Origin of the sequence: Shewanella sp. c952 (assembly GCF_019654975.1) — a bacterium.
Taxonomy (GTDB): domain Bacteria; phylum Pseudomonadota; class Gammaproteobacteria; order Enterobacterales; family Shewanellaceae; genus Shewanella.
The window spans coordinates 17,899-36,037 of sequence record NZ_BPEW01000020.1; the positions used below are offsets into that span (position 1 = coordinate 17,899).

Annotated in this window: 19 protein-coding genes; 14 read left to right on the top strand and 5 right to left on the bottom strand. The window is 44.9% G+C overall.

The genetic code is table 11. The features are described from left to right. Nucleotides 1-136 precede the first annotated feature (136 nt). The 12 genes from K5R16_RS13750 (at nucleotide 137) to K5R16_RS13805 (ending at nucleotide 10,354) form a co-directional block, all read left to right on the top strand. A complete protein-coding gene (locus K5R16_RS13750) occupies nucleotides 137-1,093 on the top strand; it encodes a DUF523 and DUF1722 domain-containing protein (RefSeq protein WP_220738133.1) in 957 nt (318 codons plus the stop codon). Between the two features lie 58 nt (nucleotides 1,094-1,151). Then, complete coding sequence (locus K5R16_RS13755) at nucleotides 1,152-2,117, top strand: MerR family transcriptional regulator (RefSeq protein ID WP_220738134.1); 966 nt, start codon at nucleotides 1,152-1,154, stop codon at nucleotides 2,115-2,117. Beyond that, the gene (gene phrB / locus K5R16_RS13760) at nucleotides 2,101-3,579 is read left to right on the top strand and encodes a deoxyribodipyrimidine photo-lyase (RefSeq protein ID WP_259649880.1); all 1,479 of its coding nucleotides are present in this window, start codon (nucleotides 2,101-2,103) and stop codon (nucleotides 3,577-3,579) included. Before K5R16_RS13755 ends, phrB begins: the two co-directional genes overlap by 17 nt. Further along, nucleotides 3,576-4,109: a nuclear transport factor 2 family protein gene (locus tag K5R16_RS13765; protein WP_220738136.1), complete on the top strand. Its 534-nt coding sequence runs from the start codon at nucleotides 3,576-3,578 to the stop codon at nucleotides 4,107-4,109. The genes phrB and K5R16_RS13765 overlap by 4 nt, the downstream gene beginning before the upstream one ends. Beyond that, nucleotides 4,106-4,960 carry an SDR family NAD(P)-dependent oxidoreductase gene (locus K5R16_RS13770; protein WP_220738137.1) on the top strand — a complete coding sequence of 285 codons (855 nt, stop codon included), beginning with the start codon at nucleotides 4,106-4,108 and terminating at the stop codon, nucleotides 4,958-4,960. Before K5R16_RS13765 ends, K5R16_RS13770 begins: the two co-directional genes overlap by 4 nt. Next, entirely contained in the window at nucleotides 4,960-6,234 is a 1,275-nt protein-coding gene (locus K5R16_RS13775) for an NAD(P)/FAD-dependent oxidoreductase (RefSeq protein ID WP_220738138.1), read from the top strand. The genes K5R16_RS13770 and K5R16_RS13775 overlap by 1 nt, the downstream gene beginning before the upstream one ends. After that, nucleotides 6,231-6,998: a DUF1365 domain-containing protein gene (locus K5R16_RS13780; RefSeq protein WP_220738139.1), complete on the top strand. Its 768-nt coding sequence runs from the start codon at nucleotides 6,231-6,233 to the stop codon at nucleotides 6,996-6,998. Before K5R16_RS13775 ends, K5R16_RS13780 begins: the two co-directional genes overlap by 4 nt. A gap of 2 nt (nucleotides 6,999-7,000) precedes the next feature. After that, the gene (locus tag K5R16_RS13785) at nucleotides 7,001-8,242 is read left to right on the top strand and encodes a cyclopropane-fatty-acyl-phospholipid synthase family protein (protein ID WP_220738140.1); all 1,242 of its coding nucleotides are present in this window, start codon (nucleotides 7,001-7,003) and stop codon (nucleotides 8,240-8,242) included. Continuing rightward, entirely contained in the window at nucleotides 8,208-8,756 is a 549-nt protein-coding gene (locus tag K5R16_RS13790) for a DUF2878 domain-containing protein (RefSeq protein WP_259649881.1), read from the top strand. Before K5R16_RS13785 ends, K5R16_RS13790 begins: the two co-directional genes overlap by 35 nt. 40 nt (nucleotides 8,757-8,796) lie before the next feature. After that, nucleotides 8,797-9,429 (top strand): chalcone isomerase family protein, encoded by a 633-nt coding sequence (locus K5R16_RS13795; RefSeq protein WP_220738141.1) that lies wholly within the window; start codon nucleotides 8,797-8,799, stop codon nucleotides 9,427-9,429. After that, nucleotides 9,423-10,019, top strand: coding sequence for a DUF3833 domain-containing protein (locus K5R16_RS13800; RefSeq protein ID WP_220738197.1), 597 nt, complete (start codon nucleotides 9,423-9,425; stop codon nucleotides 10,017-10,019). The genes K5R16_RS13795 and K5R16_RS13800 overlap by 7 nt, the downstream gene beginning before the upstream one ends. A 131-nt stretch (nucleotides 10,020-10,150) precedes the next feature. Further along, nucleotides 10,151-10,354: a hypothetical protein gene (locus K5R16_RS13805; protein ID WP_220738142.1), complete on the top strand. Its 204-nt coding sequence runs from the start codon at nucleotides 10,151-10,153 to the stop codon at nucleotides 10,352-10,354. A gap of 38 nt (nucleotides 10,355-10,392) precedes the next feature. On the opposite strand, the gene K5R16_RS13810 is transcribed toward K5R16_RS13805, so the two are convergent. Then, the gene (locus K5R16_RS13810) at nucleotides 10,393-10,737 is read right to left on the bottom strand and encodes a DUF3634 family protein (RefSeq protein ID WP_220738143.1); all 345 of its coding nucleotides are present in this window, start codon (nucleotides 10,735-10,737) and stop codon (nucleotides 10,393-10,395) included. Nucleotides 10,738-11,240: 503 nt separating this feature from the next. Here K5R16_RS13810 and K5R16_RS13815 point away from each other — a divergent pair. Then, complete coding sequence (locus K5R16_RS13815) at nucleotides 11,241-11,423, top strand: hypothetical protein (protein ID WP_220738144.1); 183 nt, start codon at nucleotides 11,241-11,243, stop codon at nucleotides 11,421-11,423. A 76-nt stretch (nucleotides 11,424-11,499) separates the two neighbouring features. Here K5R16_RS13815 and K5R16_RS13820 read toward each other — a convergent pair whose 3' ends face one another. The 4 genes from K5R16_RS13820 to K5R16_RS13835 form a co-directional block, all read right to left on the bottom strand. Beyond that, nucleotides 11,500-12,222, bottom strand: a complete 723-nt coding sequence (locus tag K5R16_RS13820) for a TorF family putative porin (protein ID WP_020914179.1) — start codon at nucleotides 12,220-12,222, stop codon at nucleotides 11,500-11,502. A 113-nt stretch (nucleotides 12,223-12,335) separates the two neighbouring features. After that, nucleotides 12,336-12,707, bottom strand: coding sequence for a cupin domain-containing protein (locus tag K5R16_RS13825; protein WP_220738145.1), 372 nt, complete (start codon nucleotides 12,705-12,707; stop codon nucleotides 12,336-12,338). Between the two features lie 87 nt (nucleotides 12,708-12,794). Further along, nucleotides 12,795-14,288, bottom strand: coding sequence for a CoA-acylating methylmalonate-semialdehyde dehydrogenase (locus K5R16_RS13830; RefSeq protein ID WP_220738146.1), 1,494 nt, complete (start codon nucleotides 14,286-14,288; stop codon nucleotides 12,795-12,797). A gap of 118 nt (nucleotides 14,289-14,406) precedes the next feature. Further along, complete coding sequence (locus K5R16_RS13835; RefSeq protein ID WP_220738147.1) at nucleotides 14,407-15,747, bottom strand: aspartate aminotransferase family protein; 1,341 nt, start codon at nucleotides 15,745-15,747, stop codon at nucleotides 14,407-14,409. A gap of 547 nt (nucleotides 15,748-16,294) precedes the next feature. On the opposite strand from K5R16_RS13835, the gene K5R16_RS13840 reads away from it, so the two are divergent. Next, nucleotides 16,295-17,794 (top strand): aldehyde dehydrogenase, encoded by a 1,500-nt coding sequence (locus K5R16_RS13840; RefSeq protein ID WP_220738148.1) that lies wholly within the window; start codon nucleotides 16,295-16,297, stop codon nucleotides 17,792-17,794. Nucleotides 17,795-18,139: the final 345 nt, after the last annotated feature.

The following is an 18,139-nucleotide window of genomic DNA, read 5'->3' on the forward strand; positions in this document are numbered from 1 at the left end:
ATCCAGCTGGCGTTTTTTTTGGGATAAACCCAGCAGAAATGCTGATAGTTGTCATACTGAATTATAAACTTGTACAAGAAAGTGATCCTTGTACAAGTATGCTGCGTAATGACTTTAAAATTAAGGGAGTAATACTATGAGCCATTTTAATTCAGACAAAATTCAAATCGGAATAAGTGCATGTTTATTGGGCGAGAAGGTTCGTTTCGACGGCGGCCATAAAGCCTCAAGCTATTGCCGCAAAGAGATCGCTGAACATTTTGAATATGTGCCCGTTTGCCCTGAAATGGCAATTGGCATGGGTGCACCAAGAAAGTCGATACGCCTTGAAAAAGATGGCGATATCATATTTGTTAAAAGTGCAGATGGTTCTATAGATGTTACCGACAAACTTAATGAGTTTAGCGATAAGAAAGTGGCACAACTCGATTTCCTCGGCGGCTATATCTTGTGCGCAAAATCTCCAACGTGTGGAATGGAACGTGTAACCGAATACAAGTTTGGTACCAATAATGGTTGGAAATCAGGTGTTGGGGTTTACGCGCGTAAACTGATGGAACGTTATCCGTTGTTGCCCGTTGAAGAGGAAGGGCGATTACATGACCTACCAATTCGCGAGAACTTCTTTACCCGTGTTTATGCTTATCATGACTGGCATTGCTTGCAAGCATCTGGTTTTACCAAGAGTAATATTCTCGATTTTCACGCTCGCTATAAATACATGTTGATGGCTCATAACCCAAAGCTTTACCGCGAGCTCGGTCCTCTGTTAGCGGACATGAGTGGTGACTTGAACAAGATCGCTGATACCTATTTCACTCACTTCATGCAGATCTTAAAGGTCAAAGCGACTCGAAAGAACCACACCAGTGCGCTGCAACATATGCAGGGATATTTTAAAAAGCACCTGTCGAGCTCGCAAAAGGCAGAGTTAACAGAAGCAATCTTAAAGTACAACCAAGGGCTACAGCCTATCTTGGTGCCAATGACCTTAATTAACCATTATTTGCGTGAGTTTCCAACGCCGTATATTGAAAAGCAGGTTTACCTTAACCCGCATCCACAAGAGCTCAAGCTACGCTACGCGTATTAATGGATTAGCGAGTGATTGTCATCTGGATAAAGTCAGTAAACATCAGTGGGGAGGGATCATGACTCAGCTTAAGGCAGAAACAACAGCTGAAGCCTGGTTTAGTATCGGTGAAGCGGCAGAGCAAACAGGGGTAAACCCTGTGACGTTAAGAGCTTGGCAGCGACGTTTCGGTATTGTAATCCCCAAGCGTACAGCCAAAGGTCACAGACTATATAACCAAACACACATAGATCAAATTGTAGAGGTTCTAGGTTGGCTCGATAAGGGCGTTGCGATAAGTAAAGTGAAGCCACTACTGAAAGGCGCCGCTTCTGGATCCCAGCAAACCTTTACCAGTTCGACTTTAGTCAATGCTGATGAGCAAGTGAGTTTCTGGCAGATGAATATTAGCTACTTGAATCAATGCTGTATCGGCCTTGATGGCAGTGGATTACATCGCAAACTTAGCGAACTGACAGCCATCTACCCATTTAATGTACTAGAAACTTGCCTGTTTTTACCTTGGCTAGCTGATTTTAGCAAAAGTTCAGCAATAAGCTGTGAGGATAAAATTGTTCAAGTGTGGTTGGCAAGAGAGTTAGCGGATGCTTTCTCTGCAAGGCGTTTAGCGTTATTGGAGGGTAATAACCCTGCAATATTACTGCTGAGCTTTGGCGATGTGGATGGCTGGCAGCCAATGCTGCTGTCAGCAGAGCTCAGTGCGAACAATATTAAACATCAGCAGCTTACGATTAGTGAGCTTGAGCAGGCCTCAAAGCTGATTGAGCGGATCGGTTGTCAACAAGTGTTGCTCGTTGCCCCGCCTAAATTTAACCCGGAAGATGCGCAAACCGTTCAGTTGTTACGAAAAAAACTGCTAAGTAAAAAACAACAAGTTGAACTGTACTTGTGGGGCATCAACGCCCCAAGTAATAACAGTCTTTTAGGGTTAACCAGTGTCTCCATGCAGCAGTTATCAAGCAATACATTAGCGGCAGAAACTGCAACTAAAATGAATAATGAGAGAGATGCAAATGACAGTTAAAGCTGTAAATACACTTGTATGGTTTCGTAATGACTTACGCGTACAAGACAATCAAAACTTAGTTGCTGCCTGTGAACATGCACAGCGTGAAGGTCACTCTGTTAGATCACTATTTATTGCGACTCCAATGCAATGGCAACAACATGACGTTGCTCCAATTCAGTTAGATTTTGTTGAAAGACAGCTTAACCAACTTGCGGCGTCGCTGGCAGCACTTGGGATCCCGCTAGATGTTTATCAGCTAGATAGCTTCCAGCAGATCCCAGATTATCTCGTGCAATACACAACTCAATGGCAGGTCGATTACGTGTTTGCCAGCTGCGAGCCTGAATATAATGAGCAGCAAAGAGATCTGGCCGTTGCCGATAAAGTCGAGCTGGTGCTCTGTCAGCAGCACTGTTTGATCGCGCCGTTAACCGTGCTCAACTTGTCGGCAGAGATGTACAAAGTATTTACCCCATTTGCTAAAAAATGGCGCGCAATAGCGAGTCGAAGCGCTATCTATACCATTGCTCCACCCACGCCTATTGGTGCGCCATTACTAATCAATGACAAAATCACCCTCCATTGCGACAAGGTATCCAGTGATGCTTGGGCGGTTGGCGAAGAGGCCGCACTCACACAATTACGTCAGTTTGCTTTGACAAAAATGGCAGACTACCAAGCAAGCCGAGACTTTCCTGCTATTGATGGTACCAGTCAAATTTCAGCTTATTTAGCGATTGGCATCATTAGCGCACGGCAGTGTGTTGTGGCGTTGCTTAGTCATTATCCTGATGCTTTGATTGATGATAAAAGTCCTGGTCGCTGCTGGTTAAATGAGATTATTTGGCGAGAATTTTATCGACATCTGTTGGTAGCATTTCCTCGATTATCAAAAGGGCAAAGCTTTAACGTCTTAGCTGACAACATTGCTTGGAGAAACAATGAGCTGGAGTTTAAAGCATGGTGTGACGGTAACACTGGCTATCCGTTGGTAGATGCCGCTATGCGTCAATTAAACCAAACTGGCTGGATGCACAATCGTTTGCGGATGGTAGTTGCCAGCTTTCTTACCAAACACCTACTCATAGACTGGCGTTGGGGAGAGCGTTACTTCAGACAGAAACTCATTGACGGTGATCTGGCGGCCAATAATGGCGGTTGGCAGTGGTCTGCTGGAACCGGTTGCGATGCGCAGCCCTATTTCAGAGTATTTAATCCTATATCTCAGTGCGAAAAGTTTGATCCAACGGGTAGGTTTATTCGTAACTACTTACCAGAGCTTGAAGCGGTAGATTTAAAGTTAATTCATAAACTTAAAATACCTAATCAAGCAGAACTTTTTTCAAATAAAAGCTATATTTACCCTATCGTCGAGCATAAATTTGCCCGCGAAAGAGCATTGAAAGAGCTAGCGGCAATGAAGCGCGGAGTTAGCCAAGTGGAAGTGGTAGATCTAGACAAGGAGATTTTCGGATGACAGCAAGTGCAGATTCACTAAACCACGACACTCTGAATGTTTTGCCAAACAAAACTAAAGATTCAGCTGTTCAAGTAGATGAGCGGTTGTTAGGCACCGATGCATTGCCGCTTGAGATTATAGAGCGCTTTGTTTCTGTGTATCAAAAATTAAACAAAGACAATCTCGAGCTGCTCAATGAGATCTACTCAGATGACATCCGCTTTAGTGATCCACTACATAAGATCGCCGGCCTCAATGCATTAACGGATTATTTTAAAACACTATATCAAAATGTTGAGTCGATAGACTTCGTTATCCATCAAGTGATCCGCGATGACAGCACCGCAGCATTGAAATGGACTATGAACCTTGTTCATCCCAAGTTAAACGCGGGTAATGGCATTAGTGTTGAGGGCGTTAGTTTACTGACATTTGATGGCAAAATTAACCAGCATCAAGACTATTTTGACTTAGGCGCTATGCTCTATGAGCAATTGCCGATAGTGGGTGGCTTGATTGGTTTTATTAAGTCTAAGGTTGCCAAATGAATCCTTCAGCCTCCGCCTCGCAGCAACAAAAAACAGTACTGATCACCGGTGCTAGCTCTGGTATTGGTTTACAGCTTGCCAGTGACTATCTGCAGCAAGGTTGGAAAGTATTTGCTTGTGGCCGTAATAAACAAGGGCTGGACAAGCTAGTTGGTGCAGAGAAACTACTGTTTGATATTAATGATATTGATGCGATAAAGGCTGAGGCTGAGCGCCTTCAAAATGGTGACTTTGCAAATCTGGACTTGGTGATTCTCAATGCGGGTACATGTGAATACGTAGACGATGCATTGCACTTTGACTCTGCATTGTTTGAGCGAGTTATCCGTACTAATGTTATCTCGATGGGTCACTGTATCAGTGCCTTTTTACCGCTGATGTCTGGCGGCAGCCAGCTGGCTTTAATGGGCTCAAGCGCTGTTTACTTACCGTTTCCAAGAGCAGAAGCCTATGGTGCTTCAAAAGCGGCTGTGCAATACCTCGCTAGTAGCCTTGCACTTGATTTAAAGCCACATGGGATTGGGGTAAGCGTTATCTGTCCTGGTTTTGTGAAGACACCATTAACAGATAAAAATGACTTTGCAATGCCGATGCAACAAACGCCGCAGCAAGCATCTATTGCTATTCGAAAAGGCTTAGCGAAGGGTCAGCAAGAGATACACTTTCCACTTCGTTTCACTCTACTTTTAAAATTTATCTCACTATTACCACGAGGGGTTTGGCAAAAGTTAGTGCAACCAAAGCATGATGAATCATCAGCTATTGATACAAACAACTCACAACATGATGTTAATGAGCATGGCCAAAGTAGCCGCTCAAATACCCCTACAGAGAATAGGAAGGTGCGCTAATGGAAACGATTGATAACAGTAATCGTAAAAGAATTGCCATTGTAGGTTCAGGGATCTCAGGCCTTACTTGCGGACATATTTTATCGCAAAAACATGATGTGAGTGTATTTGAAGCTAATGACTATATCGGTGGTCACACCGCCACCATCGATGTTGAAAAAGACGGTAAACAATACGCCATTGACAGTGGTTTTATCGTCTTTAATGACCGAACCTACCCAAGGTTTGAGCAGCTTTTAGCCCGCTTAAACGTTAACGCTTTGGCGACAGAGATGAGCTTTAGCGTGCACAACTCACTGACCCAGCTTGAATATAATGGTAATACGCTAACAAGCTTGTTTGCGCAAAAACGTAATATCTTTCGCCCACGCTTCTGGCTATTTATTAGAGAAATTTTACGTTTTAACAAGCTGTGTAAACAAGCATTTGTCGACGACAGATACGATTACCAAACACTCGGTGATCTGCTTGAAAAAGAACGCTTTAGTGAATTCTTTAGCCTGCACTATATCCTGCCTATGGGCGCTGCTATTTGGTCCTCAAGCATCGATGACATGAAGGCATTTTCATTACGTTTCTTCATTCAGTTCTTTCAAAATCACGGCTTGCTAAACATTACCGACAGACCGCAGTGGTACGTATTAGAAGGTGGTTCACGTAGCTATATACCTGACCTTATTGCACCGTTTAAATCTGCAATTCACCTTAATAGCCCGGTGAGCGCAATAGTGCGCAGTGACGATGGCGTCAAGCTGCAGGTCAATGACCAATGGTTAGAATTTGACGAGGTGGTACTTGCCTGTCATAGCGACCAAGCACTCGGCATGCTGAGTGATGCCAGTGAAGATGAAGTTAACGTATTAAGTCAGCTTGCTTACCAAAATAATGAAGTGGTTTTGCACTGCGACGAGTCTTTATTACCAAAGCGCAAGGCTGCTTGGGCCAGTTGGAATTATCGCTTAGATGGCGATACTCGCAAACAAGCGTCGGTCACTTATAACATGAATATTTTGCAGCGCTTGCCCAGCGATGCGCCAACCTTCTGTGTAACGCTTAATCAGTCTGAACTTATCGATAAAAGCAAAGTGCTGCGGGTATTTAACTATTCGCACCCAGTATTTAATGAGCAAACGATGCAGGCTCAGTCGCAGCGAACGCTGATTTCTGGCGTGAATAACACCCACTTTGCGGGAGCTTACTGGTACAACGGCTTTCATGAAGATGGTGTGCATAGTGCCTTTGATGTGTGTGAATCATTTGGGCTGCAGCTATGAGCATTCAATTAAATAGTGGTGTTTATAAAGGCGATGTTAAGCATCGCCGCTATAGCCCGCGTAAGCACGATTTTGACTACCAAATGGCAATGTTGGTGCTTGATCTAGATGAAGTTAACTTGATCGAACAGATGAGCTGGCTCTTTTCTGCAACAGGTTTTGCTCCCTTGCGCTTTAATCCAAATGATTACTTGAGAGCGACCAATCGAGACTCAGTCGGTTCAGCTAAAGTGAATGATTTAAAGGTAAAAGTGCTTGAGAAAATAGCAGTGCTTGGTGCAAAAACAACCTGTAATCGAGTGGTATTTGTCGGCCAGGTGCGTCACTTCGGGATCTACTTTAGCCCGATAAACTGCTTCTTTTGTTACCAAGGTGATGAGCCTAAATATATGTTGGCGGAAGTCAGTAATACCCCTTGGAATCAACGTCACTATTACTTGGTTGATTTAGCGAACCCACAACCGAGTGATAAGGCCTTTCATGTATCGCCGTTTATGGACTTAGACATGAAATATATTTGGCGCATTCAACCGCCCAACTCATCAGTGAAAGTGGGTATTGAAAACCGTAGTAGTCAAAAGTTATTTGATGCCAATTTGTGCTTGTTTAGGCGAGAGATGTCTCATCAGAGTTTACGGAAAATGTTACTGCAGTTTCCATTGATGACACTGCGAATTGTGCAAGGGATCTATTGGCAAGCACTGAAAATTTTTATCAAGCGAGTGCCTTTTATTGGGCACCCCGGTAAGTCAGCGGAGAGATAATAATGGAAAATATAGCAACTAAGAAAAATCTGGCGAGCGCGGGTTTACCGGATAATTTAGCCAAAAAGCTGTTTCTAAGTGTATTGCCTGCGCTAGCTGATGGGCACTTGAGTCTTATTGATGGAGACAGCAGTTATGAGTTCGGTAACAAAGACTCTGATCTGCATGCCACCTTGGTAGTGACTCATCCACGATTTTACCGACAGATATTACTGTCGGGCTCTATTGGTGCAGGAGAGGCCTTTATTCAGCACCACTGGAGTAGCCCAGACTTGACCAAAGTGGTGCAGATTTTCGCTAGAAATTTACCGCTACTCGATAAGCTTGAGCAGAAATTATCTTGGTTAACCACGCCATTTAGTCGACTTGGGCATCTGTTTAACCGTAACACTCAAGAGGGCTCAAAAAAGAATATTCTAGCGCATTACGACTTGGGTAATGACATGTACCAAGCGTTTTTAGATAAAGAGATGCTCTACTCTAGCGCGTTATATCCACACGCCGATGCCTCGCTTGATGAGGCGCAGCAACATAAGCTTGAAACTATCTGCCAGCGATTGGATTTAAAAGCGGGGCAAACTCTGCTTGAAGTCGGCACGGGTTGGGGAGCATTAGCTATTTACGCGGCAAAACACTATGGCGTTAAAGTGACCACTACTACGATTTCAGATGCACAGTTTGAATACGCCAAAAGCCGAGTCGAACAAGAGGGGTTAGCTGAGAGCGTTTGCTTGCTCAAAGATGATTACCGAATACTAACGGGTGAATACGACAGGGTGGTGTCCATCGAGATGATTGAAGCTGTGGGGCATGAGTTTTTGCCAGGGTTCTTTAAGAAACTTGAATCACTATTAAAGCCCAATGGTCGACTACTTATTCAGGCCATTACCATTGCTGATCAACGTTATAATAGTTACCGAAAAAGTGTCGACTTTATTCAGCGCTATATTTTCCCCGGTGGCTGCCTACCGTCAGTGACCCGCATGACGAACGAGTTAACCAAGCATACTGATTTTGTCACTTGGTCTGTTGATGACATGGGGCTCGACTACGCCAAGACCCTGAAAGATTGGCAGAATAACTTTGATGCTGCACTGCCAAAGATCAAAGCGCTTGGCTATGGCGATGACTTTATCAGAATGTGGAAATTCTACCTTAGTTACTGTGAAGGCGGGTTCCTTGAGCGCACGACCAGCACGGTGCATCTGGTTGCCGTTAGACCACAATATCGAACTGAGCTATAGCGTTAAGATGCTACTCGCTCGAATAGGAAAACTCACCACAACACAGCTGAATCTGATTAATTTACTGATGTTTCAAGCTGTGTGGTGGTTATCTATCTTGTACCAGAACAGCGCAATAGCAATAAGCTCAGGGTTATTGCTGCTGCACTTTGCATTATCGAGTCATAGGCAATCAGATCTGCTGAGTATGGTTAAAGTGGTTGCTTGCGGGGTGATTATCGACTCGCTTCTTACCTATATGCAGCTGTTTGAGTTCCAACAAATGCCATACTGGCTCGGGCTGCTTTGGTGCCACTTTGCTATAAGTCTGCGCTATAGCTTAGCTTTTACTCAAAGACTGCCTTTTTATATCAATGCGATCCTTGGTGGTGTATTTGGTTGTATCAGTTACCTCGCCGGAGCACGCTTTGATGCGGTTGTGCTGCCACAAGAGTATTTAGCCAGTGTAATGATCCTATTTAGTGTCTGGCTCGTAATATTTCCTATATTTGTTATTGTCAGCAGGCAACGTTAAAGCGTCAACCCGGCTGATATACCCTTACAGGAAGGTTATCATGGGATCCTCTCTCCTTTTTCGAGCTGCAATATGTTTTGCGGCCGCAATTAGCACTAACTCTGTGGCTCAACAGGGCTTTGATGAACCGCAGTTGCGCACTGTTGGCTCAACAGAGCTGCAGGCCCTACCTGCTAGCTCCCGGCTCGTTAACAGCAAAAACTCTGCGATGAACTCAACAGCAGAGCTAACGTCTCTCAAGGAAGTGGGCAGAGGTGAGATGGAATGGTGGTGGTTCACACTTTACCGAGCTCGTCTACTAACCGTAGATGGTGAATACCATCAAGGTACTTATCCAATGGTACTGGAGATTGAGTACTACCAAGATATCCCCAGTAAGCGCTTACTCGAAGCGACAGTCGACCAATGGCAACATTTGCAATTGGATCAAAGCCGTCAACTTCAGTGGCAAGCATCGCTTAGTGAACTATGGCCCGACGTGAACGAAGGAGACACCTTGAGTCTGCAAGTGCTAAGCCCCGAGAGTAGCCAGTTTTATTTTAACGGTAAGCCGTTAGAAGAGTTGATGCCGGAAGGCTTTAGCGAAGATTTTCTCGCGATTTGGTTATCATCTCAAACCAGCCGACCTGAATTACGTAAACAGCTGTTAGGGGAGATCGCATGCGAATGTTAAGCAGCATCAATCAGTTTAAATCGAGTGTGCGGATCTCAACTCGCGTTAGCACTTTGCTTAAAGCGTTTGCTATTTTCGGCACGGCTTTACTACTGAACGCCTGTAGCAGCCGTGATATAGAAGATTACCAAGACAGCACACCCGCGCTAGATTTGAAACAGTTCTTCAATGGGCCGCTAACGGCTCATGGAATAGTGCAAGATTATAGCGGTAATGTGGTGCGACGTTTTACCGTTGAGATGATCGCTAAATGGGACGGTGATGTCGGTGAGATAAAGGAGTGGTTTGTCTATGATGATGGTGAGAAACAGATCCGTATTTGGAATATCACCAGCCTCGGCAATGGCAATTACACCGGTACTGCAAACGATATTCTTGGCGAAGCTACTGGCCGTGCCGTAGGTATGGCATTGCAGTGGGAATACGAAATGATACTGCCGGTCGATGGCAGCGAATACCAAGTTCGCTTTGATGATTGGATGTTTTTAGTGGATGAAAATACCATTATTAATCGCACCGATATTATTAAGTTTGGGATCACCATGGCTGAGGTGACCTTGGTGATCGCTAAACAAAGCGATACAGAGTAACGAAATCATTGATCTATTTTGGGCTAATCAATCCTCAATCAGTAGACACATTTTCTGGCAAAACATGGCTAACTTTTTTTAGATATTTCATTTATGCTGCTAGCACTCGTCTATTTAAAAGGAATTTTTTAATGAAACATTTAGCAGTTTTATCTTTGTTTATACTGTTGTCAGCATGTGGCTCTAATGCCAGTTACTCGGTTTCAGCTAGTTCAGATGATGATGTGATGGGCTCACGGCAAGCGCCGATGATGAGTGACAATACCCCGATTATTAATGACGATCTGGTGAAGGAAGCTGACAAGAAAGAGCAGGCTAGTAAAGCAAAAGAATAGAGCACTACAGCGTGAGCGCTCTAGCTTATAGCTGGTAATTAAGAGCTTTTACGACTGTTGTCGACCTGCTTCTTATCGTAATACTCAAAGGGGAATATGTTTCTAATTCTTTGAGTAATGTCATCGCCGACATTGGCTGATACATGCAATCTGACACCATTGAGTTTTTCAGCTCTAATGGTGCAGGTCAGTTTGTTGGCTTTGGCGATAGCGCGGCACTCTTTTTCAAACTTCTCGGGGATCTTACCTTTGTGGGAGCTTAATCTGCCTTCTTTAAAGTGCATTTCAAAAACGGTTAACCCCTTCTTACCGCTGAAAATTAGTTTGTAGACAATGAAGATACCGATAGCTATAAAAGCGATTTTGAGTAGCGTTGGCGTCATATCTATTCCTTCTATTTTAGGGACTGTAGATCTTCCACGGTTGTTTTAGCCGCAGTTTATTGGCTATTTTGACAAGGCGGAGGCTATGCTGTTTAGTTATTCTCCACAAATAGTCTACAACACAGTATAAATAGCCAAGAAACGCGGCCCTTTGGGTTCGATTCTATGCACCTATTCTTTTATGACTAGAATGTGTTATGAGCTTTTCACTTAGCCAGCTAAGCTTCATCGCTCAAGCCTTGTACTAGAAGCATTATTCCTTACGGTAAAGAACCGAACAAAAAATAAGCTCGAAAGATCAACTGCTCCTAGTCCTATCACCTAAGATACTCTGGCTGATTGTTTTTTTAAAGTGGGCAGAGCACAGTTTGCCAAGATTTGTAATTTTTAATCAATAGGATATATTAATGCTAATTGCATTATGCAATTCAGATAGTTAATACAGTGTGTATTAGCGGCCAAGGAATGATGGCTGGCTATTCTTTTCGGTAAAGGATGACAATATGAGCGTTTCCAACGCAAAAAGGTGGGCAGAGCTGTGTCAACAGCAGGCCGAGTTAATTGATAATCTAACTCGTGTTTTCCCCGAGCGCAGTGATGAACATGCAAATTTGAGTGAACATTGGCGTGAAGTCGGTCGGAAGATCACCGATGGTGAAGTTGTTTTAATGCCAAAACTTAGATAGTTGAATATGATTCAACTAATAAAAAACCGCCTGCAGGCGGTTTTTTATGGGTGGGGGAAACAAGGTAAAAGTAGTATTAGAAAGCGTAGCTTGCTGAGGCTAATACTGTGCCATCGTTTCTCCAAGGCTCAGACGAGTCGATGATATTGTCTGAACTTAGGTTGGTATCTAACCAAGCTAGAGACAGCGCTACGCCGCCAAGTTCTGTGGAGACACCAATAGAGTAATCGGCGTAGTCTTCACCCCAATCATAGTCAGCTCCATCGCCATAGCTGTAACCTACGTGAGCATCAATACTCCAGTTTTCAAAAATCTCATAGGAGTAGTTAAGCTCGGTATAGTTTAACGCGACATCTGCATTGGAATAATCATTGGTATACCACTGCGCAAGATGGAAATCGCCATAGTATAAGCCGACTGAAGCTTCTAAATACTGTGAGCTTTCATCTTGTCCTGGGTAAGTGTAGTAGGTCAATGTAACGTCATATTCCCACTCTTCATCGGCACCGAAAGCCCCTGCATATCCGGCATAAATATCAACTTCTACATCGGCATCGTAGCTAGCATCATCAACATTACTTGCCCACACACCAAGGAAAATACCATTTTCCATGCTGTAATCAACACTGCCCTGAACGGCAAAATCACCCGCAGTCTGAGATACGCCACGGAAGCGATAATCATTGGTGACTCCAATTTCACCAGAGAACTCTGCTTGAGCAAGTGGTGCAATTAGCGCTGTTGATAAGGTTAGACCGACAACTTGGGCAATCCGTTTTTTATTTAATTTCTTATACACGGTAGTATCTCCATTTTACTATGTTGACTTAGACGCTCCATTATTATGTTTTAAGCATCTTATGGTTTTGCCAAACAGCAGCGTTTGCTACGACCTCATGGCTAAAAATGATTTCAGCGCCTAGTCGGCTCGAAAATCACATACACTTTGCGACAATCTTCAAGTACCTCCCAGGTACCCTCAAACCCCGCTGGGATCACAAATCTATCACCTGTTTTTACGGTGGTTTGGTTACCATCGTTGTCGGTGACGACACTCGCCCCGGATAGAATTTCGCAGTATTCATGTTCGCTGTAACAGACTTTCCAGCGGCCAATATCACCTTGCCAAACTCCTGCATGAAACTGGTCGCAATCACTTGAGTAATGGTTTTGCAGCTGCTGTTCAGGGTCGCCCTGAAGCAGTTTTTCTGCAGCTAGCTTGTAACGTTCTACGGCAGTATTGATGGCCGAAAAATCAATAATTGAATCAATGCCTATGCTCATCGGACTCTCTATTTCCTTTACTTGCATGAGTTATGTTGCTGGGTGATAACAACGACAAATGCGCAGCGTTAACTGCGCATCAATCGGTTATTTCATTGTTGGCATAACAAACTCTGCTTTGGCTTGCTTACTTGGTTGAGGCCAGCGAGCGGTAATCGCTTTACGTTTGGTGTAAAAGCGTACTCCATCTGGGCCATGCATATGCAAAGGACCAAACAGTGAGCGCTTCCAACCACCAAAACTATGGAAAGCCATTGGAACAGGGATTGGTACGTTCACCCCAACCATGCCCACTTGCACGTGATGGCAGAAATGACGCGCCGCTTCACCACTTTGGGTAAAGATGGCGGTGCCATTACCAAACTCATGGTCATTGATGAGTTGCAACGCTTCGGCGTAGTCTTTTACGCGCACAATGGCGAGGACTGGGCCAAAGATCTCCTCTTTATAGATAGTCATCTCAGGGGTGACATGGTCAAACAAACAGCCACCTAAGAAATAACCTTGTTCATGGTCAGCAACAGTTAGCGCTCTGCCATCGGCAAGTAATTTGGCACCTTCGTTGAGACCCGTTTCAACATAGCTGGTCACTTTTTCTAAGTGTTGCGCCGAGATAAGAGGGCCCATATCCATCTCAGGTGTTACGCCGTTTCCGACCTTTAGTGATTTTATTTGTGGCAGTAGCTTTTCAACAAGGGCATCGCCAGAGTCACCAACCGCTAGCACCACTGATATCGCCATGCAACGTTCGCCAGCACTACCGTAGGCCGCACCCATAAGTGCGCCAACGGCTTGGTCAAGATCGGCGTCAGGCATTAATACCATGTGGTTTTTAGCACCGCCTAAGGCTTGAACACGTTTACCGTGTGCTGAAGCGGTGGCATAAATGTATTCTGCAATAGGGGTTGAGCCAACAAAGCTAACCGCATGCACATCTTTGTGCGTTAGCAGGGTATCTACCGCTTCTTTGTCGCCATTAACGACGTTGAATACCCCATCAGGTAATCCTGCTTCGGTAAGTAGTTCAGCCATACGCATTACTGAGCTTGGGTCTTTCTCCGATGGCTTCATGATAAAGCTATTACCGCAGGCTATCGCAATTGGGAACATCCACATGGGTACCATCACTGGGAAATTGAACGGTGCAATACCTGCAACAACACCCAATGATTGGTTTAAGGTCCACGCATCGACACCGCCGCCGACCTGCTCTGTATGCTCACCTTTCAATAGGTGCGGAATACCACATGCAAATTCAACCACTTCTAGACCGCGAATGATCTCACCTTTTGCGTCATCCAGTACTTTGCCGTGCTCACGAGTGATCAGCTCTGCCATCTCATCCATATTGGCTTCGACCAGTGCTTTGAATTTGAATAGCACTCGTGAACGGTTAAGCGGAGTGACTTTTGACCAAGACTCATGGGCCTTTTTTGCTATCTCTACAGCACCAGCAACATCTGCTGCACTGGCTAATGAGACACTGCCGCGCTGCTCGCCTGTTGCTGGTTCAAAAATTGCTTGTGTACGTTGGCTAGGCGCAGTGTGGCCGCCATGAATGTAATGGTTAATCGTAGGCATAACGCAAAATCCTAATTGTAATTCCCTGTAGGGAGCCAATGGTGTGAATAGGTTTTAATGGACTAGCCTGATGCTGTTATCACGCAAATTCGGACAATTAAGGCAACAGGCTATGGGATTAACCGACAGCGCTAATCGCATCCGATAAGGTATTAATGATGGTATCGACCTGTTGTTTATCGATGATCAACGGCGGTGATATGGCAATAATGTCGCCCGTTGCGCGCACTAAGGTGCCACTAGCAAAGCAGTGCTCAAAGATGCCAAAGCCACGCTTGCCTGCGCCTTTGTCGCTAGGGGCAAACTGAATACCACCGACTAAGCCTGTGTTGCGGATATCGATGACATTGGGCAAGCCTTTTAAGCTGTGCACCGCATCCTCAAAATAGCCTTCAAGTTCGCGGCTGCGTTCAAACAGCTTTTCGTTTTCATAGATATTTAGGGTGGCAATAGCGGCTGCGGCTGCCACTGGGTGACCTGAGTAGGTGTAACCATGAAACAGCTCGATGGCGTTTTCAGGTCCTTGCATGCAAGTGTCGTAGATAGCGTCGTCAATCAACACCGCACCCATAGGAATTGCACCATTGTTGAGTGCTTTTGCGGTAGTGAGCATATCTGGAGTGACGCCCCAGCGCTGACTGGCAAAGGCATCGCCAACACGGCCAAAGCCAGTGATCACTTCGTCAAAAATCAATAAGATGCCGTACTTTTTAGTGATCTCACGTAATTTTTGCAAATAGCCTTCTGGTGGCAAAATAACGCCAGCAGAACCTGACATAGGCTCAACAATCACCGCCGCGATGTTCTCGGCACCGTGCAGGGCGACTAACTGCTCAAGCACTTCTGCTTTTTCTGCACCAGTCTTTGGCATGCCACGGCAAAAGGCATTTTCTTGCATATCAAGCGTATGGGGTAGATGGTCAACACCTTGTAGTAGCTGCTGATTAAAGGTCTTGCGGTTGTTACCAATACCACCGACTGAAATACCGCCAAAGCCGACGCCGTGATAACCAAGCTCACGGCCAATAAAGCGTGTACGAGTGGCTTCACCATTGGCGCGATGATATGTCAGGGCAATTTTAAGGGCGCTATCAACAGACTCAGAACCTGAATTGGTAAAGAAGGCTTTATTCAGCCCTTCCGGACTTATCTGTGCTAAACGTTCAGCTAGTTCAAAAGCAAGCGGGTGACCCATTTGGAAAGAGGGCGCGTAGTCCATCTCGTGGATCTGCTTGCTAACGGCTTCAGAGATCTCTTTTCGTCCATGACCAGCATTGCAGCACCAAAGTCCTGCAGTACCATCTAATATGGGGCGACCAGCAGTGTCTTTGTAATACATGCCCTCGGCATGAGCCAACATTCTGGGGTTAGACTTAAATTGTCTATTGGCCGTAAACGGCATCCAGTAATTTGATAAAGACGGTGTTTCGCTGTGGTGGTGCGTCTGTGAATCTGCCATATCATCTACCTTGATTCAGTTTAATTATTGTTGTTTTTTAGGGGCTGTTGATCTTTCACGGTTGTTTTTGCCGAAGTTTATTGGCTATTGTGACAAGGCGGAGGCTATGCCGTTTAGTTCTTCTCCACAAATAGTCTACAACACAGTCAAAATAGCCAAGAAACGCGGCCCTTTGGGTTCGTTTCAATTCTTTTATTACTTCGTTACGAGCTTTTCGCTTAGCCAGCTAAGCATCATCGCTCAAGCCTTGTACTAAAATAATTGAATTCGAACAAAAACTAAGCTCGAAAGATCAACAGCCCCTAGTAAGTGTTGCTTTTTTAATCGAGCGGTTGATATTTGCTATGCTATGTCAGAAATAATGAACATGAAAGCTTTTTGTGCATTTATTTATAGCAAAAATGAACTTTTTGTAAAATATATTGAAATTTAGGGGCGGTTAAGCGTAATCTTGCTCAACACCTTATTGGGTTCTATTGCCGTTTATAGGCAAAAAGAGCACATTTAAAGCGATTCTAATAATTACATACAGCGTTAAGAGGTCATCATGAGCACACCCGAAAACCGCAGCCAGTGGCAAGCACTCGCAGATTCAATCGCTATTAATGGTTCAGCGTTCATCGCTGGCGAATATGTTGAGTCACAATCGAACGCGACCTTTGACTGCATTAGTCCGATAGATGGCAAAGTGTTGGCTAAAGTGGCGAGCTGTGATGAGGCTGATGCTAATATTGCAGTTAGCAATGCCAGAGCAACATTTGAAAGTGGTGTGTGGGCAAACCTGCCTCCTGTTAAGCGTAAACAGGTTATGATCCGTTTTGCCGATCTGCTCGAAGAGCATGTTGATGAGTTAGCGCTGTTAGAAACCCTTGATATGGGCAAACCTATTCAATACTCCCGTGCCGTGGATGTTGCTGGCGCTGCGCGTTCTATCCGCTGGTCAGGTGAAGCGATAGACAAGATTTATGATGAGATCGCGCCTACTGCCCATAACGAGATCGGTATGATCACTCGTGAGCCTGTCGGTGTTGTAGCTGCAATTGTGCCATGGAACTTCCCGCTATTAATGGCATGCTGGAAATTGGGGCCTGCATTGGCAACGGGTAATAGTGTGGTATTAAAGCCTTCTGAAAAATCACCACTAACCGCTATACGTATGGCAGAGCTTGCCATTGAAGCGGGGATCCCTAAAGGCGTGCTCAACGTACTGCCGGGTTTTGGCCATACCGTTGGTAAAGCCTTAGCGCTGCATATGGACGTTGATACCTTAGTCTTTACCGGTTCGACCAAGATAGCCAAACAGCTGATGGTTTACGCGGGTGAGTCAAACATGAAACGTGTTTGGTTAGAGGCGGGTGGTAAGAGCCCGAATATCGTATTTAATGATGCCCCCGATCTTAAAAAGGCCGCTCAAGCCGCAGCGTGCGCCATTGCGTTCAACCAAGGCGAAGTATGTACAGCAGGCTCGCGTTTATTAGTTGAAGCCGGCGTTAAAGATGAACTTATCGGCCTGATTGCTGAAGAGTTACAAGCTTGGCAGCCGGGTCATCCACTCGATCCAAATACCACATCGGGCGCGGTGGTTGATAAGCAGCAACTCGACAATGTGCTGGGTTACATTCAATCGGGCAAAGATGAGGGCGCGAAGCTAGATTTTGGCGGCTGCCAAGTGATGCAAGACAGCGGCGGCGTCTATGTTGAGCCGACTATTTTCTCCGGTGTTGATAATAAGATGACCATAGCGAAAGAGGAGATCTTTGGCCCAGTGTTATCGGTGATCACCTTTGATGGTATGCAACAAGCGATTGAGATAGCAAACGACAGTATCTATGGTTTAGCCGCTGGCGTGTGGACCGCTGATATTAGCAAAGCCCACAAAACCGCCAAAGCCTTGCGCAGCGGCATGGTATGGATAAATCATTATGACGGTGGTGATATGACCGCACCATTCGGTGGCTATAAGCAATCGGGTAACGGCCGCGATAAATCGCTACATGCGTTTGATAAGTACACCGAGATTAAAGCGACTTGGATCGCGCTGGATTAAATCTTGAGCTTAGCCATAAGGAAAGCCAGCCTCATTAGAGACTGGCTTTTTGTCATTATTCCATGGTCTGGTTGGCACGTTGCAGAAGCAAAATAGTTACTGCGAGCACTTAATTAAACGACGACGGCGCTTTTCCAACAGTTGTCAATTTATGCAAACCAGCTAATTTTAAGCAGTACTTTTTGCCAAATTTCCCTCTATTTCCCGATAGAGTTAGCTAGTTACGTCTTCGAGCACATTGTTTTGGCTTCATCCATTTTACCTTTTGTTTTTCCGCAATAAGTATTGAAAGTGCTTTTGCAGAAGTAGGGTAAGTTAGTATCAGTTGATATTGAGATGGAAGCT